The sequence below is a fragment of the Brevundimonas sp. GW821-FHT12E07 genome (assembly GCF_058807035.1).
On the sequence record NZ_JBXAQH010000002.1, the window covers coordinates 326,031 to 342,026 of the forward strand.

The 15,996-nt window shown below is 65.6% G+C and carries 19 protein-coding genes and 1 tRNA gene; 2 read left to right on the top strand and 18 right to left on the bottom strand.

Going from position 1 to position 15,996, the window contains the following annotated elements; genetic code table 11:
- The 17 genes from nuoL to AC1ROD_RS09775 all read right to left on the bottom strand — a co-directional run bounded on the left by nuoL (position 1) and on the right by AC1ROD_RS09775 (position 13,712).
- Positions 1–2,094, bottom strand: coding sequence for an NADH-quinone oxidoreductase subunit L (nuoL, locus tag AC1ROD_RS09695; protein ID WP_492948436.1), 2,094 nt, complete (start codon positions 2,092–2,094; stop codon positions 1–3).
- An 8-nt stretch (positions 2,095–2,102) separates the two neighbouring features.
- On the bottom strand, positions 2,103–2,408 hold the full coding sequence (gene nuoK / locus AC1ROD_RS09700) for an NADH-quinone oxidoreductase subunit NuoK (protein ID WP_207931989.1): 306 nt from the start codon (positions 2,406–2,408) through the stop codon (positions 2,103–2,105).
- The gene (locus tag AC1ROD_RS09705) at positions 2,408–3,034 is read right to left on the bottom strand and encodes an NADH-quinone oxidoreductase subunit J (protein WP_492948048.1); all 627 of its coding nucleotides are present in this window, start codon (positions 3,032–3,034) and stop codon (positions 2,408–2,410) included. The genes nuoK and AC1ROD_RS09705 overlap by 1 nt, the downstream gene beginning before the upstream one ends.
- A 72-nt stretch (positions 3,035–3,106) precedes the next feature.
- Complete coding sequence (nuoI, locus tag AC1ROD_RS09710) at positions 3,107–3,598, bottom strand: NADH-quinone oxidoreductase subunit NuoI (protein WP_492948049.1); 492 nt, start codon at positions 3,596–3,598, stop codon at positions 3,107–3,109.
- Positions 3,595–3,837, bottom strand: a complete 243-nt coding sequence (locus AC1ROD_RS09715; protein ID WP_492948050.1) for a hypothetical protein — start codon at positions 3,835–3,837, stop codon at positions 3,595–3,597. Before AC1ROD_RS09715 ends, nuoI begins: the two co-directional genes overlap by 4 nt.
- Positions 3,837–4,901: an NADH-quinone oxidoreductase subunit NuoH gene (nuoH, locus tag AC1ROD_RS09720; protein ID WP_492948437.1), complete on the bottom strand. Its 1,065-nt coding sequence runs from the start codon at positions 4,899–4,901 to the stop codon at positions 3,837–3,839. Before nuoH ends, AC1ROD_RS09715 begins: the two co-directional genes overlap by 1 nt.
- Before the next feature lie 12 nt (positions 4,902–4,913).
- Positions 4,914–6,962 carry an NADH-quinone oxidoreductase subunit NuoG gene (nuoG, locus tag AC1ROD_RS09725; protein ID WP_492948051.1) on the bottom strand — a complete coding sequence of 683 codons (2,049 nt, stop codon included), beginning with the start codon at positions 6,960–6,962 and terminating at the stop codon, positions 4,914–4,916.
- Positions 6,962–7,459, bottom strand: a complete 498-nt coding sequence (locus AC1ROD_RS09730; protein WP_492948052.1) for a hypothetical protein — start codon at positions 7,457–7,459, stop codon at positions 6,962–6,964. The genes nuoG and AC1ROD_RS09730 overlap by 1 nt, the downstream gene beginning before the upstream one ends.
- A 2-nt stretch (positions 7,460–7,461) precedes the next feature.
- Positions 7,462–8,775, bottom strand: a complete 1,314-nt coding sequence (nuoF, locus tag AC1ROD_RS09735) for an NADH-quinone oxidoreductase subunit NuoF (RefSeq protein ID WP_492948053.1) — start codon at positions 8,773–8,775, stop codon at positions 7,462–7,464.
- 462 nt (positions 8,776–9,237) lie between these two features.
- Positions 9,238–9,507 carry a hypothetical protein gene (locus tag AC1ROD_RS09740; protein WP_492948054.1) on the bottom strand — a complete coding sequence of 90 codons (270 nt, stop codon included), beginning with the start codon at positions 9,505–9,507 and terminating at the stop codon, positions 9,238–9,240.
- Positions 9,504–9,707 carry a hypothetical protein gene (locus AC1ROD_RS09745; protein ID WP_492948055.1) on the bottom strand — a complete coding sequence of 68 codons (204 nt, stop codon included), beginning with the start codon at positions 9,705–9,707 and terminating at the stop codon, positions 9,504–9,506. Before AC1ROD_RS09745 ends, AC1ROD_RS09740 begins: the two co-directional genes overlap by 4 nt.
- Complete coding sequence (gene nuoE / locus AC1ROD_RS09750) at positions 9,707–10,375, bottom strand: NADH-quinone oxidoreductase subunit NuoE (protein ID WP_492948056.1); 669 nt, start codon at positions 10,373–10,375, stop codon at positions 9,707–9,709. The genes AC1ROD_RS09745 and nuoE overlap by 1 nt, the downstream gene beginning before the upstream one ends.
- Entirely contained in the window at positions 10,372–11,550 is a 1,179-nt protein-coding gene (locus AC1ROD_RS09755; RefSeq protein WP_492948438.1) for an NADH-quinone oxidoreductase subunit D, read from the bottom strand. Before AC1ROD_RS09755 ends, nuoE begins: the two co-directional genes overlap by 4 nt.
- 91 nt (positions 11,551–11,641) lie before the next feature.
- Positions 11,642–12,058, bottom strand: coding sequence for a hypothetical protein (locus AC1ROD_RS09760; RefSeq protein ID WP_492032639.1), 417 nt, complete (start codon positions 12,056–12,058; stop codon positions 11,642–11,644).
- Positions 12,059–12,064: 6 nt separating this feature from the next.
- Entirely contained in the window at positions 12,065–12,625 is a 561-nt protein-coding gene (locus tag AC1ROD_RS09765; RefSeq protein ID WP_492948439.1) for an NADH-quinone oxidoreductase subunit C, read from the bottom strand.
- Positions 12,626–12,708: 83 nt separating this feature from the next.
- A complete protein-coding gene (locus tag AC1ROD_RS09770; protein ID WP_492948057.1) occupies positions 12,709–13,365 on the bottom strand; it encodes a NuoB/complex I 20 kDa subunit family protein in 657 nt (218 codons plus the stop codon).
- On the bottom strand, positions 13,335–13,712 hold the full coding sequence (locus AC1ROD_RS09775) for an NADH-quinone oxidoreductase subunit A (protein ID WP_492948058.1): 378 nt from the start codon (positions 13,710–13,712) through the stop codon (positions 13,335–13,337). Before AC1ROD_RS09775 ends, AC1ROD_RS09770 begins: the two co-directional genes overlap by 31 nt.
- Positions 13,713–13,968: 256 nt before the next feature.
- Between AC1ROD_RS09775 and AC1ROD_RS09780 the strand changes: the two genes are divergently transcribed.
- Positions 13,969–14,859, top strand: coding sequence for a class I SAM-dependent methyltransferase (locus AC1ROD_RS09780; protein ID WP_492948059.1), 891 nt, complete (start codon positions 13,969–13,971; stop codon positions 14,857–14,859).
- 120 nt (positions 14,860–14,979) lie between these two features.
- Positions 14,980–15,056 (top strand) — tRNA-Asp (locus tag AC1ROD_RS09785).
- Between the two features lie 57 nt (positions 15,057–15,113).
- On the opposite strand, the gene AC1ROD_RS09790 is transcribed toward AC1ROD_RS09785, so the two are convergent.
- Positions 15,114–15,947 carry a polysaccharide deacetylase family protein gene (locus AC1ROD_RS09790; RefSeq protein ID WP_492948060.1) on the bottom strand — a complete coding sequence of 278 codons (834 nt, stop codon included), beginning with the start codon at positions 15,945–15,947 and terminating at the stop codon, positions 15,114–15,116.
- Positions 15,948–15,996 lie beyond the last annotated feature (49 nt).

Sequence of the window (15,996 nt, forward strand, 5' to 3'; positions counted from 1 at the left end):
TCAGCCTCCGAACGCATAGAGAGCGAAGGCGAGGAAGCCGGCGACACCGACCAACATCACGAACGCATAGTAGTAGACGTACCCCGACTGGAACTTCGACAGCCAACTCGCGGACTTGAGCGAGGACCAGGCGGCGCCGTTGGGGCCCAGGCCGTCGATGATCTTCACGTCGCCAATCTTCCAGAAGAAGTCGCCGATGGCCTTGGCGCCCTTCACGAAGACGGCGTCATACAGCTCGTCGAAGTACCATTTGTTGTAGAGGAAGGCCCAGACGGGGCTCTTCTGCTCGGCCCAGTACTTCGCGACGCCTTCCTTGAGGACGTAGATCCAGAAGGCGATCAGGGCGCCGAGAACGGTCAGGACCAGCGGCGACAGCTTCACCCACATCGGAACCTCGTGGCTCTCGTGCAGGACGTGGTTGTGGGCGCCGGTGAAGATGGCTCCGCGCCAGAACTCGTGCTCGCCGTGGCCGATGAAGTTCGGGGCGAACACCATGCCCGCGAAGACGGCGCCGACCGACAGCAGCAGCAGCGGCACGACCATGACCCAGGGGCTCTCGTGCGGGTGCAGCGGGCCGTGGTGGTGGTCGTCATGCGCGTGGTCGCCGTGCGCGTCGTGACCATCCGGCTCGGAGTGGGTCTCGATCTGGGCGTGCGAGGCGTGATCGTCAGCATGGTCGTGCGCATGCGCGGCCAGGGCCTCTTCCGTCCACTGGGGCTTGTTGTGGAAGGTCATGAAGATCAGACGCCACGAATAGTAGCTGGTCAGACCCGCGGCCATGATGCCGATGAAGAAGGCGAAATAGCCGGCCGGCGAATGGCCGCTGGAGGCCGCGGCGAAGGCGCTCTCGATGATCGAGTCCTTCGAGTAGAAGCCGGCGAAACCGCCCACTTCCGGAATGCCCAGGCCGGTGATGGCGATCGTACCGATGACCATGACGGCATAGGTGATCGGCAGCAGCTTCCACAGGCCGCCCATCTTCCGCATGTCCTGCTCGTGGTGCATGCCGTGGATCACCGAACCGGCGCCCAGGAACAGCAGGGCCTTGAAGAAGGCGTGCGTGAACAGGTGGAACATGGCGCCCTGATAGGCGCCGACGCCGGCGGCGAAGAACATGTAGCCCAGCTGCGAACAGGTCGAGTAGGCGATGACCCGCTTGATGTCGTTCTGCATCATGCCGACGGTCGCGGCGAACAGGGCCGTGATGGCGCCGACGATGGCCACGATCAGCGAGGCGGTCGGGGCGTATTCGAAGATCGGCGACAGCAGGCAGACCATATAGACGCCGGCGGTGACCATGGTCGCCGCGTGGATCAGGGCCGACACGGGCGTCGGGCCTTCCATGGCGTCCGGTAGCCAGGTGTGCAGGAAGAACTGCGCCGACTTGCCCATCGCGCCGATGAACAGGAGGAAGGCGGCCAGGTCGATCGCCGACCAGTTATGGCCAAGGAACTCCCAGGTCGTGCCGGCCTTCGATCCGATCATCGGGAACAGCTCGGCGAAGTTGATCGTGCCGAACATCCAGAAGACGGTGATGATGCCGAGCGCGAAGCCGAAGTCGCCGACGCGGTTGACGACGAAGGCCTTGATGGCGGCGGCCGAGGCGGTCGACTTCTTGTACCAGAAGCCGATCAGCAGATAGGACGCCAGGCCCACCCCTTCCCAGCCGAAGAACAGCTGCATGAAGTCGGCGGCGGTGACCAGCGCCAGCATGGCGAAGGTGAACAGCGACAGATAGGCGAAGAAGCGCGGGCGGCTGTCGTCTTCCGACATATAGCCCCAGCTGTAGAGGTGGACGAGCGAGGAGACGCTGGTCACCACGATCAGCATGGTCGCCGACAGGGCGTCGACGCGGATCGACCAGACCGACTTGAAGTCGCCCACGGTGATGAAGGGCGCGATCTTGACGGTGAAGGGCTCGAGGCCGCCCCAGGTCCACTGGCCGAAGACGGTCCAGGCCACGGCGCAGGCGAAGAACAGCAGGCCGGTCGTGATGGTCTGGGAGACGATGTCCCCGAGACGGCGACCGAAGAAGCCGACGATGGCGGCGCCCAGGAGGGGGGCGAAAACGCCGAGAGTGACGAGCAAGTGCAGGTTCACGATCAGCCCTTCATGACCGAGGCGTCGTCCACGGCGATGTCGCCGCGGTTACGGAAGAAGGTCACCAGGATGGCGAGGCCGACGGCGGCCTCCGCGGCGGCGACCGTCAGGACGAACATCGCCATGATCTGCCCCTGCACGTCGTGCAGATAGGTCGAGAAGGCGACGAAATTGATGTTCACGGCGAGCAGGATCAGCTCGATCGACATCAGGATGATGATGACGTTCTTGCGGTTCACGAAGATGCCGAACACCCCGATGGTGAACAGCATGGCCGCGACGACGAGATAGGCGTGCAGACCGATCATCAGAGAAGCTCCTCGGGGCTGAGGCCGGCGCCCGAAGCGGCGCCCTTGATCTCGATCGCGGTCTTGGCGTCGCGCGTGACCTGGTCGTGGATCTTCTGGCGACGGACGCCCGGCTTGTGGCGCAGCGTCAGGACGATGGCGCCGATCATCGCGATCAGCAGCACGATCCCGGCCGCCTGGAAGAAGTAGATGTAGTCGGTGTAGAGCACCCGCCCGATGGCCTCGATGTTCGAGGTTTCCGGCGTGGCCACCAGAACGTCGCGGGCCTGGGCCCCTGCCCCGCCGGTCACGACCGCCGAGGTGATGATGATCATCTCGATCAGCAGCACGGTCGCCACGATGATGGCGATCGGCATGTAGCGGGCGAAGCCTTCGCGCAGGCCGACGAAGTCGACGTCCAGCATCATGACGACGAACAGGAACAGCACCGCGACGGCGCCGACGTAGACCACGACCAGAAGCATGGCCAGGAATTCGGCGCCCAGCAGGACGAACAATCCGGCCGACGAGAAGAAGGCCAGGATGAGGAAGAGCACGCTGTGCACGGGATTCTTCATGGTCACGACCAGAAGGCCAGAGACCACGGCGACCGTCGCCAGCAGGTAGAAGGCTATGCCTTGCAGCATGATGGGCCCAGCGCCCCTTTCCGTCCTGAACCGCGATCCGTGAATCGCGGCTCTGTTTAAGCGTTGAGCGCCTTAGCGATAAGGCGCGTCGAGTTCCAGATTCTTCGCGATCTGCCGTTCCCAGCGGTCGCCGTTTTCGAGCAGGCGTTGCTTGTCGAAATAGAGTTCCTCACGCGTCTCGGTGGCGAACTCGGAGTTCGGTCCCTCGACGATGGCGTCCACCGGGCAGGCCTCCTGGCACAGGCCGCAGTAGATGCATTTGACCATGTCGATGTCGTAGCGGGTCGTGCGGCGGCTGCCGTCGGCGCGCGGTTCGGCCTCGATGGTGATGGCTTGCGCCGGGCAGATGGCCTCGCACAGCTTGCAGGCGATGCAGCGCTCTTCGCCGTTGGCGTAGCGGCGCAGGGCGTGCTCGCCGCGGAAGCGCGGCGACTGCGGGTTGCGCTCGAACGGATAGTTGACCGTCATCTTGGGACGGAACATCTCGCGGACCGTCAGGCCGACGGCGCCGAAGGCGTCGAGCAGAAGGGCGCCCTTCGCGGTCTGGATCAAACGGGCGATCATCGGATGGGGTCTCCCGGACGGGTGCAGTCGCGTTTGTAGCGATCGCTGTCCTTGTTCATGATGGCGCACAGGCGCACGCGCTCGTCTTCACGGCGCTGGATGTCGTCCTGCCGGCGCTGCCAGCCGTAGACCGACGTCGGATCGGCCTCATAGGGCTGGGGGAAGGCGCAGCCGCCAAGAAGAACGGGGGCGCCGAGCAGCACGGGGGCGGCGAGGATGGCGGCGGGGATCATGCGCATCACGCCCCCATCGCGAAGACGCGCCAGGCCGAGACGCCGACGACGGCGACCAGCGAGGTCGGCAGGAAGATCTTCCAGCCCAGGCGCATCAGCTGGTCGTAGCGGTAGCGGGGCACGAAGCCCTTCACCACGGCGAACATGAAGAACCAGAAGACGATCTTGGCGAAGAGCACCAGGAACAGCAGGGCATTGACGAGGAAGGGATTCCAGTCGGCCGCGAAGTCGATGGGGAAGCCCGGGTTCCAGCCGCCGCAGAACAGGATGCTGATCATGGCGCACATGAAGATGATGTTCACGTACTCGCCCATCATGAAGAGCAGGTACGGGGTCGAGGAGTATTCGACCTGATAGCCGGCCACGAGTTCGGATTCCGCTTCGGGAAGGTCGAACGGCGGGCGGTTGGTCTCGGCCAGGGCCGAGACGAAGAAGACGATCAGCATCGGGAACATGATCACGATGGTCGGCAGGCTCTCCAGACCGCCGCCGAAGGCGAACCAGTTCCAGAACCAGCCCTGCTGCTGGGTGACGATTTCGGTCAGGTTCATCGAACCGGCCAGCAGGATGACGTTGATGATCACCAGGCCGATGGACACCTCATAGGAGACCATCTGGGCCGCCGAACGCAGCGAGCCGAGGAACGGATACTTCGAGTTCGAAGCCCAGCCGCCCATGATGATGCCGTACACGCCCAGCGACGAGATGGCGAAGATGTACAGGATCCCGACGTTCAGGTCGGAGATGACCCAGCCCGGGGCGAACGGAATGACCGCCCAGGTGATGAAGGCGGTGATCACGGTGATGATCGGGGCCAGCAGGAAGACCGCCTTGTCGGCGCCGGCCGGGACGACCACTTCCTTCAGGACGAACTTGATCATGTCCGCGAAGGACTGAAGCAGGCCGAACGGACCCACGACGTTGGGGCCCTTGCGCATCTGGATGCCCGCCCAGATCTTGCGGTCGGCGAGCAGCAGGAAGGCCACGGCGATCAGAACGCCGACGGTGACGAGCAGTACGGCGCCCGTGGTGGCCAGGAACCAGCCGAGGGGTGTGGTCCAGAAAGACATCGGGTCCATGGGTTATTCCGCCGCCATTGCCGCAGCCGGGGCCGACCGCAGGGCGGACAGCTCGACCATCGTGTCGCTGGCGCGCGCGATCGGATTGTTGAGGTAGGGATCAGCCACGGCCGAGACGAAGGCCGTATCGCCGAGATCGCCCTTCTTGCCCAGCTTCGAGGGATCGAAATCCACAGGCGTCGGCAGGGCGTCGATGCGGCCGAAGCTCGGGGCGTCGGCCATCAGCTTCGAACGCAGCTGGTCGAGGGTGTCGTACGGCAGGGTCTGACCGACCTTGGCCGACAGGGCGCGCAGGATGGCCCAGTCTTCCTTGGCGTCACCCTTGGGGAAGACGACCCGTTCGGCCATCTGCACCCGGCCCTCGGTGTTGACGTAAAGGCCCGACTTCTCGGTGTAGGCGGCGCCCGGCAGGATGACGTCGGCGCTGTGCGCCCCGTTGTCGCCGTGGCTGCCCAGATAGACGCGGAAGGCGTTCGAGGCGGTCGAGTTGACCTCGTCGGCGCCCAGCAGGAACAGCACGTCCAGCGCGTCCGGCTTGAGCATCTCGGCGACCGTCAGACCGCCTTCGCCGGGCACGAAGCCCATGTCCAGACCGCCGACGCGCGAGGCGGCGTGGTGCAGGACATTGAAGCCGTTCCAGCCGTCAGCAATGACGCCGACCTTCTTCGCCAGGGCGCCGAGGGCGTTCAGGACGGCCTCGCCATTGTCGCCCGACAGGGCGTCGCCGCCGACGATGATGGCCGGGCGCTGGGCCTTGGTCAGGGTGTCGACCGCGGCCTTGGGCAGCTTGCCCAGGGTCTTCGAACCGGCGCCGAGGTAGCTGTAGGGATAGGTCAGGTCGGCCTGTTCGCCGATCACGCCGATCTCGGCCTTGCCGGCCAGCCAGATCTTGCGCAGGCGGGTGTTCAGCAGCGGGGCCTCGGTGCGAGGGTTCACGCCGACCAGCAGGACCGCGTCCGCCTGTTCGATGCCGATCAGGCTGGAGTTGAACAGCCAGCTCTCACGCGGGCCATAGCCCAGGGTCGAGCCGTCCTGACGGCAGTCGGTGTTGGCCGAGCCCAGCGCGCGGAACAGGTCCAGCGTCGCCTTCATGCCTTCGGCGTCCTGCAGGTCGCCGGCGATGGCGCCGATGCGATCCGCCGGGGCTGCCTTCAGCTTCGCGGCGACCGCCGACAGGGCCTCGTCCCAGGTGGCGACGCGCAGCTTGCCGTTCTCACGGATGTAGGGACGGTCCAGGCGGCGCTTCTGCAGGCCGTCGACGACGTAGCGGCTCTTGTCGGTCAGCCACTCCTCGTTGAGGCCCTCGTTGACACGCGGCAGGACGCGCATGACCTCGGCGCCCTTGCTATCGGCGCGGATGTTCGAGCCCAGGGCGTCCATGACGTCGACGGTCTCGGTCTTCTTCAGTTCCCACGGACGGTAGTGGTACTGCCACGGACGGTGGGTCAGGGCGCCGACCGGGCACAGGTCGTTGACGTTGCCCGACAGTTCGGAGTCGACGTTCTTTTCCAGATAGGTCGTGATCTCGGCGTCCTCGCCGCGCGAGATCATGCCGATGTCCGGCACGCCCGCGATTTCGGAGATGAAGCGGACGCAGCGGGTGCACTGGATGCACCGGGTCATGAAGGTCTTGACCGTCGGACCCATGTTCTTTTCTTCGACGGCGCGCTTGTTCTCGGAATAGCGCGAGCCGTCGCGGCCGTAGCCGACCGACTGGTCCTGCAGGTCGCATTCGCCGCCCTGGTCGCAGATCGGGCAGTCGAGCGGGTGGTTGATGAGCAGGAACTCCATCACCCCTTCGCGGGCCTTCTTGACCATCGGTGTGTCGGTGAAGATCTCCTGGTTCTCGGCGGCCGGAAGCGCGCACGAAGCCTGCGGCTTCGGCGGTCCGGGCTTCACCTCGACCAGGCACATGCGGCAGTTGCCGGCGATCGACAGCCGCTCGTGGTAGCAGAAGCGCGGAATCTCATGCCCGGCGCGCTCGGCGACCTGCAGCACGGTCATGCCGGGCTCGAATTCGGTTTCTACGCCGTTGACCTTGGCGACGGGCATCAGGCGGCCTCTTTACTCGCAGGGACCGTGAGGTCCGACTGTTGGTTCGTACCGTCGGGGAAGGTCTGGGTGACCGTCACGACGTCGCCTTTGACGGCGAAGGTGTTTGCGGGGTCGCCGGACTGGTTCATCCAGCGATTGTCTGCGGGATCGGGCAGATCGACCGGCTTCCAGGTCAGCATCGCACCCTCGGTGCGGCACTGGGCCTTCATCAGGCCGCCGTCGACGGGCGCGGGCCACTGGGCGTTGACGACGCTGCCTTCCAGACCGGTGATCTGGATCGCGTCCGGCTCCTGGCCGTGGATGGCGGCGAGGCCCGCGCGGCAGACACGGCGCAGATCGACGGCCGACAGCGGGCCCGTCGGCGCGGTCGCGGCGTCCGAAGTCACGGGGGCAGCCGAGGCCGTCTCCGTCGCCTTGGGCGCAGCCTTCTCCGCCGGCTGACCGCAGGCGGCCAGACCGAGAAGTCCTCCAGCGATGACGATCGCTGCCTTCATCTTTACTCCGCCGCGATCGCGTGGCCGGCGAAGTTCGCGCGGCGGGTGCGGTACTGCTGGATGCGGTCCTCGATCTCGTGACGGAAGTGCCGGATCAGGCCCTGGACAGGCCAGGCCGCGGCGTCGCCGAGAGCGCAGATGGTGTGGCCTTCGACCTGACCGGCGACGTCGAGCAGCAGGTCGATCTCGGACGGATCCGCCTCGCCGATCGCCATGCGTTCGAGCACGCGCCACATCCAGCCGGTGCCTTCGCGGCACGGCGTGCACTGGCCGCAGCTCTCGTGCTTGTAGAAATAGCTGATGCGGGCGATCGCCTTCACCAGGTCGGTGTCATTGTCCATGACGATGACCGCCGCGGTGCCGAGGCCCGAGCGCATTTCGCGCAGGCTGTCGAAGTCCATCAGGGCGGTTTCGGACATCTCGCGGGTGATCAGGGGCACGGAGACCCCGCCCGGAATGACGGCCTTCAGATTGGCCCAGCCGCCGCGCACGCCGCCACAATGCTCTTCCAGCAGCTGACGCAGCGGGATCGACATCGACTCTTCGACATTGCACGGGCGGTTCACATGGCCCGAGATCGACATCAGCTTGGTGCCGGTGTTGTTCGGACGGCCGAAGCCGGCGAACCAGTCGGCGCCGCGACGCAGGATGGTGCCCACGACGGCGATGGATTCGACGTTGTTCACGGTCGTCGGGCAGCCGTAGAGGCCGGCGCCGGCGGGGAACGGCGGCTTCAGGCGCGGCTGGCCCTTCTTGCCTTCCAGGCTTTCCAGCAGGGCGGTCTCTTCGCCGCAGATATAGGCGCCGGCGCCGTGGTGGATGTAGACGTCGAAGTCCCAGCCGTGGACGTTGTTCTTGCCGATCAGCTTCGCTTCATAAGCCTGCTTGACCGCCGCCTCCATGCGCTCGCGCTCGAGCACATATTCGCCGCGCAGATAGATGTAGCAGGCGTGGGCCTGCATCGCGAAGGAGGCGATCAGGCAGCCTTCGATCAGCAGGTGGGGATCATGACGCATGATCTCCCGGTCCTTGCAGGTGCCGGGCTCGGACTCGTCGGCGTTGACGACGAGATAGTGCGGGCGATCCTTCAGTTCCTTCGGCATGAAGGACCACTTCAGGCCGGTCGAGAAGCCGGCGCCGCCGCGGCCGCGCAGGCCCGAGTTCTTGACGTTGGTGATGAGCCAGTCGCGGCCCATGTCCAGCATGTCCTTGGTGGCGTTCCAGCAGCCGCGGTTCTTCGCGCCTTCCAGACCCCAGTCCTGGAGCCCGTAAAGGTTGGTGAAGATGCGATCCTTGTCTTCAAGCATGCCGATCATCGGGCCGCCTCCCCAACCAGGTGGATCCGGTCGCCACAGCCGGGAACGTGACAGCTCGCTTCGACGGTCGCGACGGTCGCGCTCGCCGAGGACAGGCGTTTGATTTGGGGAAGGCGATGGGCGTTCAGGAGCATCAACGGGGCCGGTCGGCTGAGAAACAGGAGAAGGCGACGGCGACGGAGCCGCGCGCGAAGGCAGAGGTTGCGAAGACTGGGGCGTTTCCGGACGGGCGTGCCCGCCCGCGGTCATCCCCAAGACGCCGAGCAGATTGGCGAGAAAGGCGGCGGCCCGCCGTCGCGTTTTCGACGGCCGAGCGGACGCGCGCCCGCGCTTGCCGGGTTTCCGATCCGCCATTCCATATCCCCTGGTCCTGACTGACCAGAGAGCATCGTTCGTCTTGCTGACGTTGGCACGACAGCTTGACCATATGGAGTCGATCCGTCGCCGAATGATGCAGGGACATCACAGCCCCTCCGCCAGACGACGCTTGTGATGCCGGGTGCGGATGAGGATCGCCGCGAGGAACAGCACCCAGCCCAGGGCCAGGGCCGCGTAGGCGACCGGCAGGATCCCGTTGTCGAGGCCGAGCGTGTTCGTGCGCGCTCCGAGCGCCAGCAGACCGCCCAGAACGATCAGCAGGAAGCCAGCCAGCCGGATCGGCCAGGCCACGCGCCGCAGCTCCTTGCGATAGGCCAGACGGCCTTCGTCGGTATTGAGGTTGGGAAGGCTCAAGCGTCACCCTCCCCTTTTCCAGCCTTCTTGCCCTTGGCGATGAAGCTCAGGCCGATGGCGATGAAGGCCCCGCCGACACCCAGGAAGGCCAGCAGGCTGCGGTTGGTCGCGCCGATCACGAGGAACGCCACACCGGCGCCCAGGAAGGCGACGCCGCTTCCCTGCAGCGCCTTCGGCGATTTCGGATCGAGCTTCGACATCAGGCGGGCGCCTTCACCGGCTCGCTGTTCGGCAGTTTCTTGATCGGCTTGGCGGCCGAGCCGTCATAGAGCCTGGGATCGGTCAGGGTCAGAGCCCCGCCCTCCGGCGCCGAGTTGACGCGGTCGACGTACGGACCCGGCTTGGGCGTCTTGCCGGCCGCGAAGTCGTCGATGATCTGGTTCATGTCGGCGGCGGTCAGGTCTTCATGGTAGTAGTCGTTGACCATGGCCATCGGGGCGTTGACGCAGGCGCCCAGGCACTCAACCTCTTCCCAGTAGAATTTGCCGTCGGCCGACAGGGTCTGCTTCGGGCCGATCCGGTCCTTGCAGACCTTCATCAGGTCGCCGGCGCCGCGCAGCATGCAGGGCGTCGTGCCGCAGACCTGGATCAGGGCGGCCGAGCCGACCGGCTCCAGCATGAACATGGTGTAGAAGGTCGCGACCTCCAGCACCCGGATGTAGGCCATGCCCAGCAGCTCGGCGACGGCGCGGATGGCGGGCTCGGAGACCCAGCCTTCCTGCTTCTGCACCAGCCACAGGATCGGGATCACCGCCGACTGCTTGCGCTCTTCCGGGTATTTGGCGATCCACCATTTGGCCTTGGTCATGGTCGCCTTGGAGAAGGCGAAGGACTCAGGCTGGACCTGGGCGAGACGACGAACGCTCATCGGTCCACCTCTCCGAAAACGATGTCGAGCGAACCCAGGATGGCGGAGACGTCGGCCAGCATGTGGCCTCGGTTCATCCAGTCCATGGCCTGGAGGTGGCGGAAGCCGGGGGACGAGATCTTGCAGCGGTACGGCTTGTTGGTGCCGTCCGAGACCAGATAGACGCCGAACTCGCCCTTGGGCGCTTCAACGGCGGCATAGACCTCGCCGACCGGGGTCTTGAAGCCCTCGGTGTAAAGCTTGAAGTGGTGGATCAGGGATTCCATCGACCGCTTCATCTCGCCACGGCGAGGCGGAACGACCTTGTTGTCCTCGCTCATGACGGGTTCGCCCGGGCAGTTGCGGAGCTTGTGGATGCACTGCTCCATGATGTGGACCGACTGCTTCATCTCCTCGATGCGGCAGAGGTAGCGGTCCCAGCAGTCGCCGTTCTTGCCGACGATGATATCGAAATCGAGATCGGCGTAGCATTCGTACGGCTGCGAGCGGCGCAGGTCCCAAGCGATGTCGGAGCCGCGCAGCATCACGCCGGTGAAGCCCCACTGCAGGGCCTGTTCCTTGGTGACGACGGCGATGTCGACGTTGCGCTGCTTGTAGATGCGGTTCTCGGTGACCAGGGCTTCCAGGTCGGCGAGCTTGCCCGGGTACTGTTTGCACCAGCGATCGATGTCGTCGATCAGGGCCATCGGCAGGTCCTGATGGACGCCGCCGGGGCGGAAGTAGTTGGCGTGCAGGCGCGCGCCGCAGGCCCGCTCGTAGAACACCATCAGCTGTTCGCGCTGCTCGAATCCCCACAGCGGCGGCGTGAGGGCCCCGACGTCGAGCGCCTGGGTCGTCACGTTCATGATGTGGTTCAGGATGCGGCCGATCTCGCAGTACAGGACCCGGATCAGCTGACCGCGATACGGCACCTCGACGCCCAGCAGCCGCTCGATGGCCAGGCAGAAGGCGTGCTCCTGGTTCATCGGCGAGACGTAGTCCAGCCGGTCGAAATACGGGATGTTCTGGAGGTAGGTCCGCGACTCCATCAGCTTCTCGGTGCCGCGGTGCAGCAGGCCGATGTGCGGATCGACGCGTTCGACGACCTCGCCGTCCAGCTCCAGCACCAGACGCAGCACGCCGTGCGCGGCCGGGTGTTGCGGGCCGAAGTTGATGGTGAACTTGCGGTCGTCCATCTCCTTCGCATGCGAGGTGCGTTGGTCCAGGTCGTCCGCGAAGACGTCCAGTTCGGCGACGGTAGGCGTCATGTTCTGAATCTTTGCGCCGTCAGCCATCAGACAGCTCCGTTTCGATCGGTTCGATGCTCGGCTGATGCCGGCGCGTGAGCGCCACCAGCCATCCGAGCGCGAGAGTGAGCAGCCCCATGCTGGAGACGGCGGCCGTCGACAGCTGCCAGTCGCCGGTCAGGACCGCGATCGCCAGCGGCGTCGAGAGAAGAATGGCCGAGGCGCCCAGCAGCGCGCTCTGCAGCTCGCCGGCCGATAGCCTGCGAATGCCCGCTCCCACGGCCAGACAGACCACGGCGACCATGATCGCGATGCCCAGCGCCTGCTGCTGCTGCGGCGGCACGTCCGGCGTCCGCGTGAACCACCCGGTCAGCCGGGCGCCCAGGGTGAACAGGAACGCGGTCGAGAACGTGACCAGAAAGAACGAAGACGCCGATCGAAAGGCCGCCCGATTCATATGTGCTCATCCCGCCTTCTCGTCGCCGGGCAGAACGGGAGCCGGGTATTCGGCGCCTTCCCATGGCGACAGGAAATCAAAGTTCCGGAACTCTTGGGTCAGCTTGACGGGTTCATACACAACCCGCTTCTGCTCCTCGTCGTAACGCACTTCGACATACCCGGTCATCGGGAAGTCTTTCCGCAGGGGATGCCCCTGGAAACCGTAGTCGGTCAGCAGCCGGCGCATGTCCGGGTGACCTTCGAAAATCATACCATACATGTCGAACGCCTCGCGCTCGAACCAGCCGGCCGACGGATAGACGGACACGGCGCTGGGCACCGGAGCCGTCTCATTGGTCGCGACCTTGACGCGGATGCGCGCGTTCCGGGTCATCGACAGCAGGTGATAGACCACGTCGAACCGCTCGGCCCGCTCGGGGTAGTCCACGCCGCAGACGTCAAGCAGCTGCTGGAACTGGTAGGTGTCGCGCAGCGCGGTCAGGACCTCGAGGATCCGGTCGCGGTGGCAGGTGATGTTGAGCTCGCCGTGCTCGACCAGGGCGTCGACCTGGAGCGCGGCGACCATCTCCTGACCCAGCGGGGTCAGAATGGCCTCATTGGCGATCAGGCTCGCCAGGGTGCCGCCGGTGGCGCTGGAGGGAAAATCGCTCATCGCTCGATCGTCCCGGTGCGGCGAATCTTCTTCTGCAAGGTCAGCAGGCCATAGACCAGAGCTTCCGCCGTCGGCGGGCAGCCCGGAACATAGACGTCGACAGGCACAACGCGGTCGCAACCACGCACGACACTGTAGCTGTAGTGGTAATACCCGCCGCCATTGGCGCAAGAACCCATCGACAACACGTAACGCGGGTCCGGCATCTGGTCGTAGACCTTACGCAGGGCGGGAGCCATCTTGTTCGTCAGCGTGCCGGCAACGATCATCAGGTCGGACTGACGCGGGCTGGCGCGCGGGGCCATGCCGAAGCGCTCCAGATCGTAGCGCGGCATCGACGCCTGGATCATCTCCACGGCGCAGCAGGCCAGGCCGAAGGTCATCCACATCAGCGAACCGGTGCGGGCCCAGGTGATGACGTCGTCCAGCGGCGCGGTGATGAAGCCCTTGTCGGCGACCTCGGTGTTGACCGCCTCGAAGAATTTGTCGTGCAGCTTGGGATCATAGCCCTCGACGGTCGAGCGCGCGCCCATGCCGTAAGAGGTGATGGGCTGGCCGTTCGGGCTGAGCAGGGGCGAGGCGCCCGAGTTGCCGCGACCGATCAGGGGGGTGTCGTTGGTCACTATTCCCACTCGAGGGCGCCCTTCTTCCATTCGTAGATGAACCCGACCGTCAGAACGCCGAGGAAGACCATCATCGACCAGAAGGCGAAGACCATGCCGGCATGGCTGAGGTCGAACATCGACACGGCCCACGGGAACAGGAAGGCCACTTCCAGGTCGAAGATGATGAAGAGGATCGAGACGAGGTAGAAGCGCACGTCGAACTTCATGCGCGCGTCGTCGAAGGCGTTGAAGCCGCACTCATAGGCGGACAGCTTCTCCGAGTCGGGGCTGTTCGGCGCCATCAGCAGGGCCGCGACGATAAACAACAGGCCGATGACGGCCGCGATCCCGATAAAGATCACGACCGGCAGGTACTGCAGAAGGAATGCGTTCATAAAAAATGGCCTCGCGGGCCGGATGGGGAGTCCGGCTGATCGGGGGGATTCGGCGCTTCTTAGACCCAAGAACGTCGCCGTTCAAACCCATGCGGTAAAAGGGTTTTCATTGAGAACGGTTCGCAGATTTTGAAGGGTCGTCACTCCGCCGTCCGCGCCCCTCCCGACCTCCCGGCAACATCCCTATGGGAGCCGTCGCCGCAGTCCGTTAGGGAGGAAGAGACATCCGTGTTCTCCCGCGAAAGCCCCCTCCCCGATGACCGATACCCCGTCGCGCCGCCTGGCGTTCGCCACCCGCTACGCCGGTTTCCTGTGCGCGGCCCATGCGAGCTTTCCGGGCGCCCGCATCCGCCTGCCCGGCTTCTGGCAGGGATTGGGGTCCAGCCTCGGGCTGGGACGCAAGCCGGCGGCCAAGCCGTGGCGGCCGGTGCTCGACGCCGCCCTGTCGCTGTCGGCCGAGCCTGACGGCGAGATTCTGGAGTTCGGGGTCTTCAAGGGCGATTCCATCCGACACATGGCGGCGCGGCGCCCGCAGGCGGCCCTGCACGGCTTCGACAGCTTCGAGGGCTTCCCCGATGACGGGCGGCAGTCGTGGGACCAGGACTTCTCGGTCGCCCACCTTCCCGTCGTCCCCGCCAACGTCACGCTGCACAAGGGCTTCTTTGAAACGACCGTTCCGCCGTTCATCGCGGCCTGGGGCGGACGCCGCCCCCGGATCGCGCTGATTCACATCGACTGCGACCTGTTCAGCTCGACCCATACCGTGTTCACGGCCCTGGCCCCCTATCTGCGCGCCGGCGACGTGATCGCGTTCGACGAGTTGATGAACTACACCGAGTTCGCGACGCACGAGTTCCTGGCCCTGTTCCTGCTGCTGGAAGCCCGGGACCTGGACTTTGAATGGGCCGTGACATGGGGCCGCCCCTGGCCGCTGGCGGAGCGTGCAGGCCGGATGCTCGACACGGACTTCGTCGGCTATCGTCGGGCCGGATATTTCCAGAACCAGACCATTCGACTGCGCGAACGCGACGGCCAAGGCAAGGGCGGCGGCCATTTCGACAAGGCCGCGCCCGAGGCCTTGGTCGAGAAACTCCACGGCGAACTGGCTCATTTCTTTGATTCAGCCGCCTGGAAGGCCCTCGCCTGAAACCGTCCACAGGACGATCCGGACAAGGCTGAAAAAGGTAGAAGAAAGTCGCTTGACCCGCCGCGATCGTCCGCCTAAACGACGCCCCTCGCCGCGGCGCACCACGCCGCAGCGAGCAACGCGGGTGTAGCTCAGTTGGTTAGAGTGCCGGCCTGTCACGCCGGAGGTCGCGGGTTCGAGCCCCGTCACTCGCGCCATTCTTTCTGTGATCAGAAAGAATGGCGCGTCCCCCGCCTTCCCTTCTCAAGACATCGTCAGTCGGTCTTAAGAGTTGCTCTCAGCAGCGTCTGCGGTTTCGCCTGTGCGTCCCTTCGCGCCGCTTCGCCGGCGGTGATCTGGACGAAGCGGAAGCCGCGGCGGTTCAGCTCGTCCAGCAGGCCCGGCAGGGCGGCGATCATGGCCGGGTGGGTCTCGTGGATGATCAGGACGCCGCCGTCGCTCTCGGCCATATTGGCCAGGGTCCGGCGGGTGATGGCCTCGGCGCCGATGCCACGCCAGTCGTCCGTGCCGCCCTCGGCGCCCACGACGGCGATTCCCCCGTCGCTGAGCCAGTTCCGAAGCCCCGCGCTGTCGCCGAGCCCCGGGAAGCGGAAGAAGGGCTCCACCTGGCCCGGAGCGGCGTTTTCGACAGCCAGAAAGCCACGGCGGATCTCGGCCTGGGCCGTCTCCCTGCCCCACCCCGCCAGACGGGTCGGATGCGACCAGCTGTGGCTGCCGACATTATGCCCGCGCCGGACGGCGTCGCGGACGATGTCAGGGCGCAGGGCGGCGTACTGTCCCACATAGAAGAAGGTCCCGCGCAGGCAACGGGATTCCAGAATCGCCATGACCGCCTGTGACCCGCGCGGATCGGGGCCGTCATCGACGGTGATGGCGATGGTCTTCGGCCCCAGGGGCGTACGGCGGTACTGCAGGTTTCCATAGGCGCCGGGCGTGGTCAGGACGACCTGCTCGATCCTGCCCGGGAAGTTCGGCGCGGTTGGGCACGAGCCCACCGGCTGCGGCGCGTTCGTCGCCTGCACCGGACGCGGCGCAGGCGGCAGGAACCAGGCCCCCACGGCCACAAGAACAATCAGAAACAGCCGCACGCCGAGCCCCCGCCCGTGACCAGACGGGCTTTGTGGCCCATCGCACGCG